General features: G+C 68.8%; 9 protein-coding genes. 7 read left to right on the forward strand and 2 right to left on the reverse strand.

The window, feature by feature from the left end; genetic code table 11:
• The first annotated feature begins 199 nt into the window (after positions 1–199).
• The 7 genes from GONAM_RS11980 to GONAM_RS12010 all read left to right on the forward strand — a co-directional run bounded on the left by GONAM_RS11980 (position 200) and on the right by GONAM_RS12010 (position 18,819).
• Positions 200–13,993 (forward strand): non-ribosomal peptide synthetase, encoded by a 13,794-nt coding sequence (locus GONAM_RS11980; protein WP_006867019.1) that lies wholly within the window; start codon positions 200–202, stop codon positions 13,991–13,993.
• Positions 13,993–14,250 (forward strand): MbtH family protein, encoded by a 258-nt coding sequence (locus GONAM_RS11985; protein WP_005197647.1) that lies wholly within the window; start codon positions 13,993–13,995, stop codon positions 14,248–14,250. Before GONAM_RS11980 ends, GONAM_RS11985 begins: the two co-directional genes overlap by 1 nt.
• Complete coding sequence (locus GONAM_RS11990; RefSeq protein ID WP_006867020.1) at positions 14,228–15,448, forward strand: ABC transporter ATP-binding protein; 1,221 nt, start codon at positions 14,228–14,230, stop codon at positions 15,446–15,448. The genes GONAM_RS11985 and GONAM_RS11990 overlap by 23 nt, the downstream gene beginning before the upstream one ends.
• Positions 15,438–16,220, forward strand: coding sequence for an ABC transporter permease (locus GONAM_RS11995; RefSeq protein ID WP_006867021.1), 783 nt, complete (start codon positions 15,438–15,440; stop codon positions 16,218–16,220). Before GONAM_RS11990 ends, GONAM_RS11995 begins: the two co-directional genes overlap by 11 nt.
• 47 nt (positions 16,221–16,267) lie before the next feature.
• Positions 16,268–16,876, forward strand: a complete 609-nt coding sequence (sigK, locus tag GONAM_RS12000; protein ID WP_040536243.1) for an ECF RNA polymerase sigma factor SigK — start codon at positions 16,268–16,270, stop codon at positions 16,874–16,876.
• Complete coding sequence (locus tag GONAM_RS12005) at positions 16,869–17,693, forward strand: anti-sigma factor (protein WP_006867023.1); 825 nt, start codon at positions 16,869–16,871, stop codon at positions 17,691–17,693. The genes sigK and GONAM_RS12005 overlap by 8 nt, the downstream gene beginning before the upstream one ends.
• Positions 17,694–17,814: 121 nt before the next feature.
• A complete protein-coding gene (locus tag GONAM_RS12010; protein WP_006867024.1) occupies positions 17,815–18,819 on the forward strand; it encodes an alpha/beta hydrolase in 1,005 nt (334 codons plus the stop codon).
• 40 nt (positions 18,820–18,859) lie between these two features.
• On the opposite strand, the gene GONAM_RS12015 is transcribed toward GONAM_RS12010, so the two are convergent.
• Both GONAM_RS12015 and GONAM_RS12020 read right to left on the reverse strand, forming a co-directional pair.
• A complete protein-coding gene (locus tag GONAM_RS12015; RefSeq protein WP_006867025.1) occupies positions 18,860–19,237 on the reverse strand; it encodes a LuxR C-terminal-related transcriptional regulator in 378 nt (125 codons plus the stop codon).
• 224 nt (positions 19,238–19,461) lie between these two features.
• A complete protein-coding gene (locus tag GONAM_RS12020) occupies positions 19,462–20,112 on the reverse strand; it encodes a helix-turn-helix transcriptional regulator (protein WP_051992546.1) in 651 nt (216 codons plus the stop codon).
• Between the last annotated feature and the right edge of the window lie 90 nt (positions 20,113–20,202).

The following is a 20,202-nucleotide window of genomic DNA, read 5'->3' on the forward strand; positions in this document are numbered from 1 at the left end:
CCGTCCGGAACGCAGTAAGCAAACCTGCGGCCGACGGGGCACCCGACGAGTAGGTCGAGTGCCGGGGGATCTGCTTCGACCCGAACGTGACCACACGTCTCACGTCATCGGGGTCCGACGTCCAGCACGACACGCGCGACCTGACCTTTCATGACTTCGGTCCTCGACTGCCAGGCGCCCGTCCACAGGGGAGGCATGCGTGACCACTGAAGACACCATCCGGCAGAGCAGCCACATCGAGAGCACATCCGACCCCGATCCCACGATCTCGATGACCGCCGCTCAGCGCGGCATCTTCTATGCCCAGCAGCTCGAACCCGATGTACCGCTGACGATCGACGCCTACATCGAGTTCCGCGGTGACACATCGGGTTCCGACGGCGCCCCGGTGGACATCGATCCCGAGATCCTGCAGCGAGCGACGACGCTGACCGAGATGGAGACGGAAGCCTCCATGCTGCGGCTCACCCCGACGGATGACGCCGAACCGACGCTGACCATCGACCGGTCGCGCAGATTGGTCGTCGGCACACAGGATTTCAGCGACGCCGCGGACCCGCGCGCAGCCGCGCTGGCCTGGATCGACGACCACCGGTCGAAGAGTCCGGACATGTTCTCCGATCCCCTCCTCGACACACACCTGCTCAAAATCGGTCCGGGACATTCGATCTGGTACTGCCGCGGTCATCACATCGGGTACGACGGCTATGCCGCCATGTACCTGATGCTCCGCGTCTCGTCGCACTACACGGCCATCGTCAACGACACCGCTCCTCCGCTGGCGGACACCGCGACGATGGCCGAGATCGCTGCGATGGACGTCCAGTACCGGACGTCGGAGAAGTTCCTCGCCGATCGGGAGTACTGGTCGCACCATCTGGCCGACCTGCCCGAGTCGGCCACTCTCACCAGGCGTTCCGGTCCGGCAGCGCCGTTGTCGAAGGTCAACTCGGCGACCCTCGACGACGACCTGGTCACCCGCATCCGCTCCCTGGCACGAGCCCACCGGGTGCGGCCGGCGTCGGTCATCACCGCCGCCGTCGCCGCCTACGTCGCCCGGTTCACCGATCGTGACGAGGCGGTCCTCAGCCTTCCGGTCGCGGCACGCGACCGCGACATCCTGCGAACGTCCGCGGGCCTCATCTCCAACGTCGTCCCACTGCGCGTCGCACTCGACGACGTCGCCACCGTGGCCGATCTGCTCGCGGCGGTCAACGCGGAGATCAAGAGCGCCGTGCGCCACCAGAAGTACCGCCACGAGGACATCGTCGCCGACATCCTGGGAGCCGCCGGGGCGCGTCGCGGGTTCTTCGGACCGCTGGTCAACGTGATGCTGTTCTTCCAGCACATCGACTTCGGGCCTGTGCACGGTGAGCTCAACGTGCTGTCCACCGGGCCGATCGAGGACGTCTCGGTCAACGTCTACGACAGCCTCGACGGCGGTATGAGCGTCGATCTGGAGGCGAATCCGAACATCTACTCCGACGACGAGATCGCCACCCATCACCGGCGCCTCGTCGAGTTCCTCGAAGCTCTCGTCACCGCCGCTCCCGACGCCCCGGTGTCCCATGTCAGCGTGCTGCGTGAGTGTGAGTACGCGGAGTCGTCGCAACACTCCACCGGCGCCCACGTCGAACTCGGCGACCGCACCCTGGTCCACCTGTTGGACGAGGCTGCCGCAGCCCATCCCGAAGCGCCCGCCCTCATCGCAGCGCACCCGCGGGATTCGGTCGAAACCGAGCCACTCTCCCATGCCGAGTTCGCCCGGCAGACACGGTCCCTGGCAGCCGCGCTGCAGGATCGCGGCATCGGAGCGGAAAGCATCGTCGCCGTCCGACTCCGACGCAGCGTCGACCAGGTACTGGTGCTGCACGCCGTCGTCCGGGCGGGCGCGGCCTTCGTCCCGGTCGACCCGGACGAGCCTGCCGATCGTCTCGAGCACATCCTGGCGGTGGCCGCCCCGGATCTCGTCCTCACCGAGGAGAATCTGGGCGAACTGCGCGCGAACCCCGACCTACGGGAACCCGCGCGGGTCGCCGGCCCCGACAACACCGCGTACCTGCTGTTCACCTCCGGCTCGACCGGCAAGCCCAAGGGGGTGGCGATCACCCACCGTGCGATCGTCAACCGGCTCGGATGGATGCAGGAATGGTATTCCCTCACCGAGTCCGATCGCGTCCTGCAGAAGACCCCGGCCACCTTCGACGTGTCGGTCTGGGAGTTCTTCTGGCCGTTCGTCACCGGTGCCGCACTCGTGGTCCCCTCGCCCGACGGACACCGCGACCCCTGGTACCTGCGCGACGTGATCGACGAACACCGCATCACCACGGCGCATTTCGTCCCGTCGATGCTCACCGCGTTCTCCGCAGCCCTCTCCGCCGACTCCGACACCCCGGGCGGTGCACACCGTCGCGCCACGACGACCCTGGGGTCGTTGCGCCAGATCTTCACCAGCGGCGAGGCACTGACGCCGGGCACGGTCGGTGCGACCGCGGCGCTCACCTCCGCACCGATCCACAATCTCTACGGTCCCACCGAGGCGGCCATCGACGTCACCCACCACGACGCCTGCCGTGCGGACGTCCCGGTCGTGCCCATCGGCCGACCGGTGTGGAACACCAGCGTGCACGTCCTCGACCACCGCCTGCGTCCGCAGCCGCCCGGCGCGGTCGGCGAGCTGTACCTCGGGGGCGTCCAACTCGCCCGCGGTTACCGGGCACGGCCCGACCTCACCGCAGCGCGATTCGTCGCGTCCCCCGACGGGAGCGGCGCCCGTCTCTACCGCACCGGCGATCTGGTCCGCATGAACGCCGACGGTGAACTGGAGTACCTGGGACGCACCGACTCCCAGGTGAAGATCCGCGGCCAGCGAGTGGAGCTCGGCGAGATCGAGGCGACGCTGGGTTCTCTACACGGTGTCGCCTCCGCGGGTGTCGTCGTCCGCGACGACCTCGTGGTCGACGGACCGGTCCTCGTCGGCTACGTCAGCGGCACCGCCGACCTGCACACCCGCGAGCTGCGCAGCGAACTGGAGTCGGCGCTTCCCTCGCACATGATCCCGACGGTCATCATGGTGCTCGACGAGCTCCCGACCACCTCGAACGGCAAGCTCGACCGCCGTGCGCTCCCCCGGCCGGAACTCCGCACCGACCGCGAGTTCGTCGCACCGGAGACCGCGCTCGACCGGTTCGTCGTGCGCACCGTCGCCGATGTCCTGGGACTGGACCCGGAGCCGACGGAGAGCGCGCCGATCTCGTTGCGCGACGACTTCTTCGCCATCGGCGGCACGTCGCTGTCCGCGACCAGAGTGGCTTCCCGCCTGTCGAAGGCGACCGGCCGGCGGATCGGCATCCGCACGATCTTCGACGCCGCGGACATCGGCGGGATCGTCGAGGCGATCGCCGAACTGGGTGTCGGAGTCGACGATTCCCCGGAGGACACCTCCCCTCGCACCGGTTCGCCAGTCCTCGCCGGCTCCCCGGTACCCCTGTCACCGGCACAGCACCGGTTGTGGCTCGCCACCCGCCTCGATCCGGCCGGCGCGGCAACCTACAACATGCCCTTCACCGTCCGGCTCGTCGGCACGCTCGACACCGACGCCCTGCGGCAGGCCCTCAACGACGTCATCGTCCGCCACGAACCGCTGCGCAGCATCGTCGTCGAGCGGGACGGCATCGCCTTCATGTCGCCGCGATCGCCGGAGACGGTCTCCGTCGACCTACCGGTCCTACGGACACCGGACGTGCGCGATCTCCCCGACCGTGAGTTCGCCTCCCAGACCTTCGATCTCGGCGTCGACCTGCCGATCCGGGCGCGTCTCGTCCGCACCTCCGACGATGACCACCGCCTCACCATGGTGGTCAACCACATCGCCGCGGACGGATGGTCGTTGGCACCCCTCGCCGGGGACCTGGCAACCGCCTATCGCGCCCGGCGCGACGGCAACGAACCCGACTGGGACGCACTGCCCGTCACCTACTCACAGGTCAGCGCGGATCGCCATACCTGGCTGTCCGAGAGCACCGGCGCCACCGCCGAACTCGAGTTCTGGCGGGCCGCCCTCGCGGACGCCCCAGGCGAGACCGACCTCCCACTCGACCGCCCGCGTACCGGCCGCGGCGACGCATCGGGCGCGTCGGTGACCCACACGCTCTCACCCGACACGCACCGCGCCATCCGAGATCTGTCTGCCGCCACCGGTTCCACCGTGTTCATGGTGCTGCACGCCGCCGTGGCCGTCCTGCTGCGGTCGTTGTCCCAGTCGTCGGACGTCGTCGTCGGAACTCCTGTCGCCGGGCGCGGGGACGCCGACCTCGACGGTCTCGTCGGCATGTTCGTCAACACGCTGGCACTGCGCACGGCGGTCGACAAGGACGCCGCGTTCGTCGACCTGCTGGCGCACGTACGCGACGTCGACCTCAACGCGTTCGACAACGCCGACCTGCCCTTCGACCGTCTCGTCACCGAACTCAACCCGGACCGGTCATCGCACGTCCATCCGTTCTTCCAGGTGTCGCTCGCGCTCGAGGACCGTTCGGCCATCCGTCTCGACTTCGCCGGCCTCTCGGCGACCGCGTCACGCGTCGACACCGGGTACACCACCTTCGACCTTCAACTGACTTTCACCGAGGCGCAGGACAGCGACGGCGAGCCAGCCGGACTCTCACTCGAGATCGGTTATGCCACCGCCCTGTTCGACCGGTCCACGGTGACCGCGCTCTCCTCGCGTCTCGACCGCCTGCTCCAGGCGGCCACCGCACAGCCGAGTTCCGCAGTCGGCGACCTCCCGGTCCTCGACCTCCACGAACGACTCGACCTCGTTCCCGCGGTCGGCGAGGGACGGCGACCCGTCGAGCATCTGACAACTCTGCTGTCCACGGCCGCCGCGTCCTCCCCCTATCGGATCGCCATCACCGACGGCACGCGGTCGCTGACATATCGTGACCTCGACGCCGCGTCGAACCGGCTCGCGCGGTTGCTGATCGAACGGGGCGCCGGTCCCGAACGCCATGTGGCGGTGGCGCTTCCGCGTGGCATGGACTGGATGATCGCCATGTGGGCCGTGGCCCGGTCCGGGGCCGCGTGGGTGCCCGTGGACCCGGCCTACCCGCCGGCGCGGATCGCGCACATGCTCGACGACTCCGGTTCCTGCCTCCTCCTCACCGACCGGTCCGCCGACCCGCGGACCGCATTGGCCGACGAAACCGCAAGCAACCCCGGGCACCTTCCGCAGACTCTCGTTCTCGACGACGACGAGGTCATCGAATCGGTGCGCCGGATGTCCGCCGCCCCGGTGTCGTCCGCCGAACGCCCGGCCCCGCTCGATGTGGACCAGCCCGCCTACCTGATCTACACATCCGGCACCACCGGCACCCCCAAGGGCGTGGTGGTCAGTCATCGCGGTCTCGCGGACTTCGCAGCGCAGCAGGTCACGCAGTACGGGATCACCCCCGACAGCCAGACCATGCACATGGCCTCGCCCAGTTTCGACGCGTCGGTACTCGAGATCCTGATGGCGATCGCGGCCGGTTCGACGATGCACATCATCCCCCCGGGCATCGTCGGCGGCGCCGAACTGGCCGAGCTGATGCGGGAAGGCCATGTCACCCATGCCTTCCTCACCCCGTCCGTGCTCACCACCATGTCGCCCGACGACGTACCCGAACTCGAGGCCCTCGTCATCGGCGGCGAGCACCCGAACCCGGAGGTGGTGCGTACGTGGTCGAGCGGGCCGCGACTGTTCAACGCCTACGGCCCGACGGAGACCACGGTCGTCGCGGCCGTGTCGTCGCCGATCGAACCCGACTACCGGACGCTGACCATCGGACGGCCCATTCGTGGCGTCTCCGCGCTCGTGCTCGACGAGCGTCTGCAGCCGGTCGCCCCCGGCGCGGTCGGCGAGTTGTACATCGCCGGTGAGCATCTCGCCCGCGGGTACCACGGGGTGCGCCCACTGACCTCGAAGAGGTTCATCGCCAACCCGTTCGGCGATCCGGGCGAGCGGATGTACCGCACCGGCGACCTGGTGCGTTGGACGACCGACCACGAACTCGAGTTCCGGGGCCGCGCCGACCATCAGACGAAGGTCCGCGGTCACCGCATCGAACTCGGCGAGATCGACGCCGTGCTCGTCGCCGACGCCGCGGTGCGTGCGGCGGTCACGACCACCCACGGCGAGGGCGACCGCGCTCATCTCGTCTCGTACGTGACGATGGCGGACGGTACCGGGGACACTGCGTCCGACGTGCGTGACCGTCTGTCGGATCGTCTTCCTCGACACATGATCCCGTCGACGATCGTCGAACTCGACGAGATCCCGACGACTCCGATCGGCAAGGTCGACCTGCGCGCACTGCCCGCACCGGAGGCCCTGCCGGTCGAGACCGGCGTCGCCTACGTCGCGCCGCTCACGCCCACCGAGCAGACCGTGGCCGACCTCATCGCCGAACGTCTCGACCTCGAACCCAACACCGTCGGCCGTCACCACGACTTCTTCGACCTCGGCGGGAACTCACTGCTGGCGACCCAGATCGTCGGCGCTCTCGAGCACCTGACCGGTCACCGGATACCTGTGCGTGAGGTCTTCGACCATTCGACCGTCGCCGCCATCGCACGCCTCGTGCCCACGCGGGATCTCGAACGGCCGGACACGAACGTGACACGTATCCCCCGTCTCGTGCACGATCCCGACGCACCCGTCGAGCCCGGTCCCGCCCAACAGCAGCTCTGGTTCCTCAACCAGCTCGCCGTCGGCGAGGCCGCCGAGGGGGACGGTTCCGCGACAGCCGGTTACGCGATCGCGTTCGCGCTCGACCTCCGCGGTCGTCTTGACGTCGAGGCACTAGCCGCGGCGATCCGGCACACCGTCGACCGTCATGTGATGCTGCGAACCGTCTATCCCGACCTCGACGGCAGGCCTGTCCTCGAGGTGCACCCCGCCGACGCCGTCACCCTCGATCTCGCGGTCACCGACATCACGGAAGCGCACTGGCCGGAGATGGCCCGGGCTCTCACCGCCCGCCCGTTCGATCTGACCACCGACCTCCCGCTGCGGACCGCACTGCACCGGATCGACGGCGACGCCATGCACCACCGACTGTCGATCGTCATCCACCACATCGCCGCCGACGGGTGGTCCATGATCCCGCTCCACCGGGACATCACCCACACCTACGCCGAACTCCGTGACGGAACCACGACCGGCGCTAGGCCCATGACCGACACCGCGATCGACTACCTCGACTACCTGCGGTGGCAGGCCGAGAACCTCGCCGACCACGGTGAGCTCACGGACTGGTGGCGACGCGAACTCGACGGGATCGACGCCGGTCCCGTCCTGATCCCCGACGCCCCGGCCGGACGACCTCGTCGTGCCGAGGTCGTCGAAGTGGAGTTCGGCGCCGAGATCCGTCGGCGGCTGATGGCCGTCTCCCCCGACCACGCAACCGAATTCATGAGTGTGCATGCACTGTTCGCGGCGCTGCTCCACCGTCTACACGCCGATCCCGCCACCCATGTGGGTGGCGCGTCCTCCGACATCGTCATCGGCACCCCGGTCGCCGGGCGCAACGACCCCCGTCTCGCCGACGTCGTCGGGATGTTCGTTAACTCGGTGGTCTTGAGGACCCCTGTGGACGGTCGTGAGAGCTTCACGACTCTGCTCGACTCCGTTCGCCGGCGCGACCTGGAAGCGCTCTCGCAATCCGACATGCCGTTCGAGCGGATCGTGTCGATGGTCAATCCGCCTCGTGACGGTCGGCATCCGATCTTCCAGATCGCGCTCGCCTTCGACGCGCAGACGACCGACGCCTCCACCGACCGAGCGCCATCGGGTCCGCTCGCCGCCGGCTCCGGGATCTCCGACCTGCGCATCGATGCCGACGAGATCGACACCGGCGTGGCACGTTTCGATCTCGAGCTCCGTATCCGGGACGGGCGCGCACGGTTCACGTATGCCACCGACGTCCACACCCGCGCTCGCGTCGAGATCCTGGCCCGGATGTTCGCCGAACTCGCCGACGCCGCGACGGCGCACCCCGACGTCCCCCTCGACGATCTCCACTTGACAACGACCGCAGACCTCCAACCGGTCGGCGAACCCACGGTCACACCGCGCCACCTCGCCGACATCATCACCGCCACAGCACGCCGGTATCCCGACCAGGTGGCCGTCGAGGACTCCGATCGCAGTCTGACCTACGCCGAGATCGACGAGATCTCGACGATCTGGGCGCACAACCTGCAGGCCTTCGAGGTGGGCACCGACGACGTCGTCGCCGTGGCACTCGAGCGCAGCATCGAGTCGGTGATCGCCACCTGGGCGGTGGCCAAGAGCGGTGCCGCGATCCTTCCTGTCGACACCCGCTACCCCGCCGACCGGGTCGCCCACATGATCAGCGATTCCGGGGCCCGCCTGGGCATCACATCCGCAGATCGCTTCGCGGACGTGCCACAGGAGATCTGGTGGGCCTCTCCCGGCATCCTGGGTGTCCCGTGGGAGAGTCCGACCCCGGGTGCCGACTCGCTCGCAGGTCCGCGCCACACCGACTCGCTCGCGTACGTCGTCTACACCTCCGGATCCACCGGAAAGCCCAAGGGCGTCAGCGTGACCCATCGCGGACTCGCCGCGTTCGGTGCAGCGCAACGCGATCGCTACCGGGTGGCCCCCGGGGACCGCACCCTGCATTTCGCCTCCCCGGCCTTCGACGCCGCGATGCTCGAGTTCCTCCTGGCCTTCGAGGTCGGAGCGACGATGGTGATCGTCCCGTCGACGATCTACGGCGGCGACGAACTCGTCGACTTCGTCGACGAGCACGCAGTCACCCATGCGTTCATCACCCCGGCTGCGTTGGCCACCGCGGCCCCGCGTCCACTCCCTCGGCTGCGCACGCTCGGAGTCGGGGGCGAGGCCTCGACGCCGGAGTTGGTGGCACGGTGGGGAACCGACCGCAGCTACATCAACTCCTACGGCCCGACCGAGACCACCATCGTCGCCGTCATGTCGCAGCCGCTCCGTCCGGGCGCGCCGATCACCATCGGCACCCCGGTCACCGACTGCACCGCACTGGTCCTCGACCATCGCCTGCGCCCGGTGCCCGATCACGTCCCCGGCGAGCTGTACATCAGCGGACCGGGCGTCGCCCGCGGTTACCTGGACCGGCGTGGACAGACCGCCACCCGGTTCGTCGCCCGACCCAGTGGTTCCGGTGACGTCATGTACCGCACCGGCGACATCGTCCGGCGCGACACCGACGGATCGCTGATCTACCACGGCCGCAGCGACAACCAGGTCAAGGTGCGCGGTTTCCGCATCGAACTCGACGAGGTCACCGCCGCATTGAGCGCCGCCGAAGGCGTCGACTTCGCGACGACCGTAGTCAGCGGGCACGGTGCCGACGCGGTGCTGGTCGGGTACGTCACCTCCACCGACCCGGCCGCCGCCCCGGACACCGCAGCCATCCTGGACGCCGTCCGGCAGCGGCTACCGCGCCACATGGTCCCGTCGGCGGTCGTCGTGCTCGACTCGATCCCGCTGACGCGCAACGGGAAACTCGATCATCGCGCGCTCCCCGCCCCCGCCACGACAGCGGTGTCGACGACGGGTCGCGCTCCGCGCACTCTCGCCGAGACCGCGCTGACGCACATCCTCGCCGAAGTCCTCGATCTCCGTCCGGACGAGGTCGGGGCCACCGACGACTTCTTCCTCCTCGGCGGCACGTCGCTGCAGGCGACCACGCTCGTCAGCCGGATCAACCGCGTCCACATCGGTGAACGGCTGCGGGTACGGGACGTCTTCGATCACCCGACACCCGAAGCGCTCGCGCCGCTGCTCGTGCTCCCGCAGGGTTGGGACGCGAGTGCACCGGACGCGGCCGACGTCATCTCGGGGTCAGTCGAAGATGCTGCGCCCGTCCGGCGTTCGGACCGGCCCGAGCGGTTCCCGCTGGCTCCCACACAGCGTCGACTCCACTCGATGGCCACCGCGAACCCCGAGTCCACCGAGTACCTGATGCCCTTCGTGCTGCACCTCCGCGGAGAACTCGACGTGCCGGCGCTGCGCGGCGCACTCGTCGACATCGTGGCCCGGCACACCAGCCTGCGCACCATCTTCGAATCCGACGAACACGGCCCCATGGGGCGAGTGCTCGACGACCCGGAGGCCGTGATCGGAGACCTCACCGTGCAGTGGACGACCGACGTCGCCGCCGAGATCACCCGGTCCGCAACCCGGCCCATGGATCTCACCCGGCGCGCGCCGATCACCGCGACACTCGTCGCGGACAGCACCACCGCGAATGCCGACACCGAACACGTACTCGTGCTCGTCCTGCATCACATCGCCGCCGACGGTGCGTCGCTCCCGATCCTCGTCGCCGACCTCACCCGCGCCTACGGCGAACGCCGACGCGGCCGTACCGAGAACTGGACGCCGGCCGACATCGACTACCGCGATCACGCGCTCGAGAGCGCAGACGCCGAGAGCCTCGCCGACGACCTCCGCTTCTGGGAGGAGACCCTCGCCGACGCCCCGGCGGAGACCACCGTCGCACCGCTGACGGATGTTGCGCAGCCGTCCGAATCCGGAGCAGGGTCCGTGAGTCTCGCACTTCCGGCACACACGCGGGCGGGCCTGATCGCCTTCGCCCGCGAGCAGTCGACCACGCCGTTCTCGGTCCTGCACTCAGCACTGGCGATCCTGCTGAACCGGCTCGGCCTCGGCGACGATCTCGTCGTCGGCAGCCCGGTCGCCAATCGCCTCGGCCACGACGCCGACCACGACTACAGCGGTGTGGTGGGCATGTTCGTCAACGTCGTGCCGCTGCGGACGCGCCTGAAGGCGGCCGACACGGTCGCCGGACTCGTCCGCCGGGTACGCGACGCCGACGTCGACGCGCTCGACCACCGCGGCCTCCCGTTCGACGACATCGTCGCGTCGCTGAACCCGCCGCGCACCCCGGGACGGCACCCGCTGTTCCAGGTGGCGCTGTCCGTCCACGACTACACCGCCGGGAACACCGAGGGACCAACCGAGGGCCTGCCGGCGACGACCATCGAGATGGGTGCGGGACTCCGCGCGGCGATCGCCGAATTCGATTCCCCGGAAGCGAAGTTCGACCTGCAGTTCACACTGACCGGCATGCGCGACGGCGACGCCGCCCTCCAGGTGACCTACGACACGGCTCGATACCGGCGACCGGATGCCGAACTCCTGGCCACGCGCCTGATGCGGGTCGTACGCGGCATGTTGGGTGACCCGGGGCGCCCGATCGGCGACATCCGGATCACCGACCCACTCGAGATCGCCGAGCGCACACCGTCACTCGGTCGCCCTGCACAGATGCCGACCACGCTCGACCGGTTGTTCGCGCAAGCTGTGCAGCGCAACCCGGATGGCCTGGCCGCCATGGCGGGATCGCCGGATTCTCCCGAGACCATCACCTACGCCGAGCTCGACGCCCGTTCGAACCGGCTGGCCCGCGTCCTGCTGGGTCGCGGCGTCGGCGCCGCGGACGCCGAACACGTGGTCGCGATGGCCGTGCAGCGGTCCATCGAGTCTCTCGTGGCGATCTGGGCCATCGTGAAGACCGGTGCCGCCTATGTGCCGATCGACCCCACTTATCCTGCCGACCGGATCGCCCACATGCTCGGCGACAGCGGTGCACGGCTCGTCGTGACGACCTCGGCCGCAACCGAATCCATCGCTGCGGGGATGGCCGGGGAACCGACACCGCTGCTCGTCCTCGACGACGCGACGACGATGACCCGATTGCAGCACTCGTCGCCGTCGCCGATCACCGATGCCGAACGCGGTTCGACGATCCGGCCCGATCAGCTCGCGTACATCATCTACACGTCCGGTTCGACCGGCCGTCCGAAAGGCGTACTCGTGCCGCATTCCGGGTTGCGTCCGGTGCACGACGAACTCGCCCACCGGTTGGCCCCCGGCCCGATGTCGCGGGTGCTGCACTTCGCGTCGCCCAGCTTCGACGCTTCGGTCCTGGAAATGCTGCTCGCCCTTGCCGGTTCGGCGCCGCTGGTCATCGTCGGACCGCAGGTCTACGGCGGTGAGGCCCTCAGCGATGTCATCGACTCCGCGCAGGTCACCCATGCGTTCATCACGCCGGCGGCCGTCGCGAGCATGTCACCGGCCGCGGTGCCCTCGCTGCGGGCGCTCGCCGTCGGGGGTGAGGACTACGGCGCCGACCTGGTCCGGCGCTGGGCTCCCGGACGCACCCTGATCAACGTGTACGGTCCGACCGAGACCACGATCATCATCACCGGCAGCGAATCCCTCGCCCCCGACCGGCAATTGACGATCGGCACGCCGAACAACGGGGTGGGCGCGCTCGTCCTCGACAAGCGTCTGCATCCCGTCCCGGCCGGGGTGGTGGGCGAGCTCTATCTCATGGGACCGCAGGTCACCCGGGGTTACCATCACCGGCCGGGCCTCACCTCGACCCGCTTCGTGCCGGCGCCGATGGTCACCGGACCGCGTTTCGCCGGTCGTCGGATGTATCGCACCGGCGACCTGGTCCGCTGGACCGAGGACGGGCGACTGGTCTACGTGGGCCGCAGCGACACCCAGGTGCAGGTCCGCGGCTTCCGGATCGAGCTCGGCGAGATCGACGACGCCCTGACGACCGAGCCGGATGTCGACTTCGCGGTGACCCTCGTCGAAGGGACCGGCGCGGCGGCGAAGCTCCGCAGCTACGTCACCGCGGCCGACGCAACCGCACCGGACCCCGCCGATCTACGACGCCGCGTGAGTCGCCGGCTCCCCCGGCACATGGTGCCGACCTCGGTGACCCTGCTCGACTCCATCCCGCTGACCCCCACCGGCAAGCTCGACCGCAAGGCGCTGCCCGCGCCCACCGACGACGCCGCGCGTCGCGCACCGGCCCCGGGCGGCGAGACGACGATCGCGCAGATCTTCGCCGAGGTCCTGGAGGTCGCCCCGGACACCATCGGAGCCGACGACGGCTTCTTCGACCTCGGGGGCAATTCCCTGCTGGCCACCGCCGTCACCTCACGCCTGACCGAACGGACCGGCCGCCAGGTGTCCGCGCAGTCGCTCTTCGGCGCGCCGAGCCCGGCGGAACTCGCTGCGGCACTGGGCATCGACGGGGCGGCTCCGAGCGACCCGTCGGAACAGTCCGGCACGGCAGGGCTGGACATGCTCCTGCCGCTGCGTCGACAACGCGGTGACATCGACGAAAGCGGCGGCGAGCCACCTCTGTTCGTCGTCCATCCGGCGATCGGGCTGTCGTGGAGCTTCACCTCGCTCCTGCCCCACCTTCCCGCCGGCCGCCCCCTGTACGGGCTGCAACATCCGGCGTTGTCCGGGAAGCCCTGCCCACGCTCGATCGGCGACCTCGCCGCCGAATACGTGGCGCAGATCCGGACCGTTGCGCCGGAAGGTCCGTATCACCTCGTGGGCTGGTCCCTCGGCGGACTGATCGCACACGAGATGGCGGTGCAGCTACGCGAGGCCGGCGACGAGGTCGCCCAGCTCGTCGTGCTCGACAGCTACGTCATCTCCGAGCGACCCGACCTCGACGCCGAGGCCTCGATCACCGACCTGATGCGCGAGTTCGGCCTGGAACTCGACAGCGAAGACCTCTCCGGGACAGACGAACTCACCGTCGCCGATGCCCACCGCCTCATCTCCACGGTGGGCGGGGCGCTCGGTGGGCTCACCCGGGAGACCCTGGGCACGGTCCACGAGGTGTTCCGCCACGCCTCCCCGCTGGCCGAGAGGTGGCGGCCGCGTCTCTACGACGGCGACCTGACCTTCGTCACCGCAACCGTCGACCCCCAGCCCGGCGCGCCCGCCGTCGATGCCTGGCACTCGAAGGTGACCGGACGGGTCGTCGAGATCGAGGCGCACAGCACCCACGCACGAATGATGTTGCCCGAGCACGTGTCCGACTGGGTACATGCCATCGGTGTATCGCCGGGAGCTCCGGCGGCCGCCACACGACAGGAGAAGTGATGACCAATCCCTTCGATGACACCGACGGAGTCTTCCGGGTGCTCGTCAACCACGAGAACCAACACTCGCTGTGGCCGGAGTTCGCCCCCGTCCCCGACGGCTGGCGGACCGTCTTCGGACCGTCCGGCCACGACGAATGCCTCGAGTACGTCGAACAGAACTGGCGAGACATGCGGCCCGCCAGCCTGATCCGGACGATGGAGAGCGCACAGGACGAGGGAAGCGAGGTCACCCGTGGGGCGACACAGTATCGCTGACGACGCACCGGAACGTGGGGCGTCACCGTACGCGTTGGAGCTCCGCGGGCTGCAGAAGACCTTCCGCACCGGATTGTTCGGCCGCGGTCCGCGTGTCCATGCCCTGAACGGCCTGGATCTGTCGGTCCCCACCGGAACGGTGCACGCCCTCCTCGGCCCCAACGGCGCAGGCAAGACGACCACGGTCCGCGCGGTGGCGACGCTGATGACCCCCGACGAGGGCTCGGTCATCGTCGACGGCATCGACGCCATCGCCGATCCCGGCGCGGTCCGGAAGATCGTCGGGGTTTCCGGCCAGTACGCCGCCGTGGACGGGAACCTGACCGGTTTCGAGAATCTCCGCATGGTCGGCCAGTTGTACGGGCAACCGCGTGCAGTGGCATCGGAACGTGCCCGCGAACTGATCGCGGAGCTGAACCTCGAAGACGCCGCCGACCGACCGATGCGGACCTACTCGGGCGGGATGCGGCGTCGCCTCGACCTCGCCGGCGCCCTCATCAATCGCCCCTCACTGGTGATCCTCGACGAGCCGACGACCGGACTCGACCCGCGCGGACGACGCCAGATGTGGGAGGTCATCGCCGAGCAGGTCAGCTCCGGCGCGACGGTTCTGCTGACGACGCAGTACCTCGAGGAGGCCGACGCCCTCGCCGACGAGATCACCGTCATCGACCACGGCACGATCCGGGCCCAGGGAAGCGCGGCGGAACTGAAGTCCGCCACCGGGGGATCGATCCTCACCGTCGAAGTCGTTGTCCCCCATACGGACGACGCCGACGCGCAGGTGTCGGCGTCCCTCACCGGCATCGGCGTCGGACCCGCAGAACGCCTGGGATCGGACGGTGGCACCGGCACCGATTCGGCGCGCTGGTCGGTTCCCGTCGACGCCGGCACCCGCAGTGCCGTGGCGGCGGTCCGGGCGCTGTCGACCGCCGGCATCGAGGTCGTCGACGCATCCGTGTCGACACCCACCCTCGACGACGTCTTCCTGACACTCACCGAGCGTTCCGGTGACAGAACTCCCCCGGTCGACGAGATCGCCGACGTACCAACCGAGTCGGACATCACGGTCGCCGAAGCGGACATCAATGGCAAGGCGGTCAACAGATTTGCCGACGTTGTCGTCGGAACAGATGACAACTTCACGGACGTAACCGACATTCCGCCCAGCCGATCGGAGCGAGCCCGTGTTCACTGACACCGCAGTACTGGTCGAGCGAAACCTGCTGACCGTCAAACGTATACCGACGCTCCTCATCAGCGCGACGATCCAGCCGCTGATGTTCGTCTTTCTCTTCGCCTACGTCTTCGGAGCGACCTTCGGCGGTAGTTCGTACCGCGAATTCCTGATGGCGGGCATCTTCACGCAGACCGTAGTGTTCAATGCCGCCTTCACCACTGTCGGTCTGGCGAACGACACCTCGGACGGGATCATCGACCGCCTCCGCTCACTGCCGATGTCCCGTCTGGGGGTCATCAGCGGCCGGGTCACCTCGGACATGCTCCTGGGCGCCGTCGGACTTGCGGTGATGGTCGCCTGCGGACTGGCGATCGGTTGGCGGATCTACGGCAGCGCCGGCGACGCCGCGATAGCCTTCGGCATCATCGGTCTCTTCGCCATCGCGATGGCGTGGGTCGGCGCCGTGTCAGGTCTGGCGGCGCCGAATGTCGAAGCGGCACAGAGCATCGGCTTCCTCTGGATGTTCCCGGTGACATTCCTGTCGAGCGCGTTCATCTCCGCGCAGAGCCTCCCCGGCCCCCTGCGCACCATCGCGGAATGGAACCCGGTGACTGCCGTCGCGACCGCCTGCCGGCAGCTCTTCGGGAACGAGGCGCCACCGATGTTCCCGACCGCGACCGGATGGGTCGCCGACCATGCCGTGGGGTATGCAGTGGGCTCGTCGTTGGTCATCCTGGCCGTGTGCGTCCCTGTGTCCCTTGTCCTTTACCGACGTTCCGCGAACCGGTGATCGCCGATCGCCGGAGAAGTTCCGACCGTTCCGGTTACCGTGATGAGGTGACATCGGACGACGGCGGCGCGACCCCCGATGCGGACCACGGACGTGGACACGAATCTCGTTTGTTGCGCGATCTTCTCGAATCGGCTTCCACCGGGGATCGTGCCGCGTTCACACGCCTGTACGACCTGACGAGTTCACGCATCTACGGACTCGCGTTCCGCGTCGTCCGCGACCGCGAGTACGCGGAGGAGATCGTGCAGGAGGCCTACCTCCAGTACTGGCAGAAGGCGGACCAGTACCACGCCGCCCGGGGGTCGGTCCTCACGTGGATGATGACCATCGCCCATCGCCGGGCCGTTGACCGCGTACGCAGCGAACAGCTCCAGCAGGACCGGATGTCGGACTACGGCGCCGTCTCCGTGGAAACCCCACGCAACATTCCGCTCGAGGTGGTTGTCCACGCCGACGAGGCGCGTACGCTACGCACATGCCTCGGCGAGCTGACCGATCTGCAACGGAGCTCCATCGAGATGTCCTACTTCGGCGGTCTGACCTACCCGGAGGTGGCACAGCAGACCGAGACCCCCTTGCCCACCGTCAAGTCCCGCATCAGGGACGGCCTTCGCCGCCTGAAACAGTGCTTGAGGACGCAGGAGGATGCCTGACCTGGCCATGACAACCACCGACGCGGAGCCCGACGACCGAATGTCCGCCTGGCTCGACGACCACATCGAGCTGTATGCCGTTTCCGCCCTGACCCCGGAGGAGACCCTCCGCGCGGAACGGGAACTCGCCGCACTGCCGCCGGATGTGCGATCGGCCTATGAGGCCCGGATCGTCGAGATCCACACCACCATGGCCGGATTCGCGAGTACATACGCCCTCGAGGCGCCCTCTGATCTTCGGCGCCGGGTGCTGACCCATGTCTTCGACGAGGCTGCCGAGACCGACGGCCCGGAACCGTCGACGACACCCCAGCCCGTCCCCATCGGCGGACGCCGACAGAGTCCGCGGCGGAAGGCAGCCGTGCTCGCCGCCGCCGCGGCGACCGTCGCCGTCGCCCTCGGCGCCGGCGTGCTCATCGGCCGCACCACGGCACCGGAGCCCTCACCCGCGGCGATCGCGGTCGGCGAGACGCAACAGGAGGTCCTCACGGTCCTCGCCGCCGGTGATGCGACCGTCACGGCCGAATCCCTCGCGGACGACCACGGCACGATCACCGTCATCACCTCCGCGACCGCCGGACGCGCGGTGACCTTGATCCGGGACGTGGGCAGTCCACTCTCACCGGACAGCACCTTCCAGCTCTGGCTGGTGGGCGGATCGGAGAATCCGATCCCGGCCGGTCTGATCCCCGGCGGCGACACCGAACCCGTCGTCGTCGACGATCTCGGGGACTCGCAGGTTCTGGCGGTGACCATCGAGCCCGCGGGTGGTTCCCCGCAGCCGACCACGCCGATCCTGGCTCAAGTCCCGCTCTGAGCCGAAGCGGTACCGCCCGGTCCGCCTGTATTCGATGCCTACACTGACGACGGGGCCACTTCGCCGCCCGGCGTGACCTGCGTCGGCAGAGGTGGAAAACAGAGAAGACAGGTGGGGCGCGGTGGACGTGAACGGCAGACGGTTCTGGACGGTCCTGATGACGGTGTCGGCGCTACTCGCCGCACTCGGTTTCGTGGCCTCGCCACCCGCCGGTGCGGCACCCGGATCAAAGGTCATCGATCGCTACGCCGACGACCCCCAGCAGACGACGCTGCTGGTGCACTCGGCGGCGATGGACCGGTCGGTCGCGGTGACCGTCCTGACCCCACGCGACCGGTCTCGACCCGCCCCGGTTCTGTACCTGCTCAACGGCGCCGGCGGCGGCGAGGACTCGGCGACGTGGGATGCGCGGACCACGTACAAGAGGTACTTCGCCGACAAGAACGCCTACGTCGTGACGCCGATCGGTGGCGCCTTCTCGTACTACACGGACTGGCAGCGTGACGACCCGGTACTCGGCCGCAACAAGTGGCAGACGTTCCTGACCGAGGAGCTCCCGCCGATCATCGACGAGGAGTTCCCGACCACCGGCGCGAACGCCCTGGCGGGCATCTCGATGGCGGGGACCTCGGTGCTTAACCTGGCCATCGCCGCGCCGGGCCTGTACCGATCCGTGGCCGCGTTCAGCGGATGCGCGAGGACGAGTGATCCGGTCGGACAGCAGTACATCCGGATGGTCGTCGAGGATCGTGGCGGGGCGAACATGGTCAACATGTGGGGCCCGCTGGACGGACCCGGGTGGCGCGCGAACGACCCGTATCTCAACGCCGAGAAGCTGCGCGGAACCAACGTGTACATGACCAGCGGTACCGGACTACCGGGCTCACACGAGCAGCTGGGCGACCCGAGCATCGACGGCAGCGCCTTCGACCTGGTCAACCAGGCTGTCGTGGGTGGCGGCATCGAGGTCGCCATCGACATCTGCACCCGTCAGATGGTGCAGCGGATGCGCTCCCTCGGGCTTCCCGTGCAGGTGAATCTCCGGCCGACCGGCACCCACTCGTGGGGCTACTGGCAGGACGACCTGTACGCGACCTGGCCCAAACTGGCGCGCGACCTGCGCTGAACCCCGTCTCGGGGACCACCGCAGGTCGAGCGTCAGAGGTTCACCAGCGATCGAGGCTGGTGTATCCGTCCTGGAGTGCGCGCGCGAAGAGATGGGTCTTCGTCGGCGCCGGACGGCCCACCGCGGTGTACTTGGCACGGATGCGTGCGAGGTGGGTGCTCACGGTCGACGCCGAGATGAAGAGTCGGGCTGCCGCCTCTTCCTTCGACTCGGCAGCGAGCCAGGCGAGCAGAACCTCGACCTCACGGTCGGACAGGCTCGGCCGCGGCAGCGCCGCCGGTGCACGGTCGACAGCCGGGCGATAGTCGGCAAGCCGGGCGATGCCGTTGTGGAGCATCGTTTCCGGCGAGCCGACACGACGCTGGTCCACGGCCCCCCGGGACTGTGCGGTTCGGTAGAACTCTGAAGTGGCCGTCACTGGTCCATCCCCTATTTTCTGGCGCATCGCCCACGTCCCCCGACGCCGCACGCTCCACGCGTATTCCCAATGATCTGAAAGTAGTGCTGCTGTCGGTCGCCCGGTAGACCCAGAAATGGGGACTTCTACTGTTCCGGCGCCGATCGACCACTGAATCCCCACCGTTCCCCTTTTTTGCCTACTGATTCCGAACCGGGTAGTCCCTGGACCCGATCCGGATCGACCTATTGTCGACGTTCCGACGGACCTCGGCTCCGGTGCCGTTGGGGCACCGGAAGCCAGCCGTCCTCCACCGCACGCTTGAACAAATCGACCTTGGTCCGGGTCGGCCTGCCGGCGTCTGCATACTTCTGGCGAATGCGTTTGAGGTACTCGTTCACCGTCTCGGCGGACACACCGAGGGCCGCTCCCACGCGCGCCGACGTCTCCCCCGACGCGTACAGGGCCAGCACCTTCTGCAACTGGGGCGAGAGATCAACCGCGGCCAGCTCGGGGTCGCCGTCGATGGCGGCCGCCCACTCGGTGGTGAGGACCGCCCGCCCCTCGGCGGCCGCCCGGATGGCGTCGATGATGACGGACTCCTCCGCCGACTTCAGCACCACTCCGAGCGCGCCCGCTCGAGCCGCCGACCGCAGGAGCGCCGGATGCTCGCCGGATGTGTAGATGACCGTGGCAACACCGGCCGCGGACAGCGTGTTGACGTTCTCCCTGGGCGTGGTGCCGTCGTCGAGGCGCAGATCGAGCAGCACGACATCGAGTGGCATTCCCGCGAGCACGCCCGCAACCGTGGACGCCGAGCACGCCAGCGAGATGTCGTCGACGGGGTCGAGCACCCGCTCGATCCCCCAGATCGGCGAGCGATGGTCATCGACCATCCCCACTCTGATGGCACGGTCCACCGCCGCCACGTCGTGCGTCGTCACCGCGTGCACCTCGCCGTCTGCGCCTGGCTGGGTGCGGCACCC

The sequence above is a fragment of the Gordonia namibiensis NBRC 108229 genome, from assembly GCF_000298235.1.
GTDB classification, from domain to species: Bacteria; Actinomycetota; Actinomycetes; order Mycobacteriales; family Mycobacteriaceae; genus Gordonia; species Gordonia namibiensis.